At 51.0% G+C, this 706-nt stretch carries 8 tRNA genes; all 8 read left to right on the top strand.

The window, feature by feature from the left end:
* Window position 1 precedes the first annotated feature (1 nt).
* The 8 genes from HMPREF9423_RS11705 (at window position 2) to HMPREF9423_RS11670 (ending at window position 702) form a co-directional block, all read left to right on the top strand.
* Window positions 2-74, top strand: a tRNA-Asp gene (locus HMPREF9423_RS11705).
* 18 nt (window positions 75-92) lie between these two features.
* A tRNA-Lys gene (locus tag HMPREF9423_RS11700) sits at window positions 93-165 on the top strand.
* 5 nt (window positions 166-170) lie between these two features.
* A tRNA-Leu gene (locus HMPREF9423_RS11695) sits at window positions 171-252 on the top strand.
* 12 nt (window positions 253-264) lie between these two features.
* Window positions 265-337: transfer RNA gene (locus tag HMPREF9423_RS11690), tRNA-Thr, on the top strand.
* A 27-nt stretch (window positions 338-364) separates the two neighbouring features.
* Window positions 365-436: transfer RNA gene (locus HMPREF9423_RS11685), tRNA-Gly, on the top strand.
* A 7-nt stretch (window positions 437-443) separates the two neighbouring features.
* A tRNA-Leu gene (locus HMPREF9423_RS11680) sits at window positions 444-529 on the top strand.
* A gap of 11 nt (window positions 530-540) precedes the next feature.
* Window positions 541-614, top strand: a tRNA-Arg gene (locus HMPREF9423_RS11675).
* Between the two features lie 14 nt (window positions 615-628).
* A tRNA-Pro gene (locus HMPREF9423_RS11670) sits at window positions 629-702 on the top strand.
* The last annotated feature ends 4 nt before the right edge of the window (window positions 703-706 follow it).

The following is a 706-nucleotide window of genomic DNA, read 5'->3' as shown; positions in this document are numbered from 1 at the left end:
AGGTCCCGTAGTGTAGCGGTTATCACGTCGCCCTGTCACGGCGAAGATCGCGGGTTCGATTCCCGTCGGGACCGTAATAACGAAAGTTATTTGACTCGTTAGCTCAGTTGGTAGAGCAATTGACTTTTAATCAATGGGTCACTGGTTCGAGCCCAGTACGGGTCATATTTGCGGGTTTGGCGGAATTGGCAGACGCACCAGATTTAGGATCTGGCGCTTAACGGCGTGGGGGTTCAAGTCCCTTAACCCGCATAATAGAAATCAGCCGGCTTAGCTCAGTTGGTAGAGCATCTGATTTGTAATCAGAGGGTCGCGTGTTCAAGTCATGTAGCCGGCATTTTTTTTAATATAAACCAGAGTCGATGCGAACGTAGTTCAGTGGTAGAACACCACCTTGCCAAGGTGGGGGTCGCGGGTTCGAATCCCGTCGTTCGCTTATAGAGGCCGGGGTGGCGGAACTGGCAGACGCACAGGACTTAAAATCCTGCGATTGGTAACGATCGTACCGGTTCGATTCCGGTCCTCGGCATATATTGAAGAGCACCCTTAGCTCAACTGGATAGAGTACCTGACTACGAATCAGGCGGTTAGAGGTTCGACTCCTCTAGGGTGCATTAAACATTAAACTCGGGAAGTAGCTCAGCTTGGTAGAGTACTTGGTTTGGGACCAAGGTGTCGCAGGTTCGAATCCTGTCTTCCCGATTGG

It is taken from the genome of Streptococcus infantis ATCC 700779, assembly GCF_000187465.1.
GTDB classification, from domain to species: domain Bacteria; phylum Bacillota; class Bacilli; order Lactobacillales; family Streptococcaceae; genus Streptococcus; species Streptococcus infantis.
This window is presented reverse-complemented; position numbering and strand designations above follow the sequence as displayed.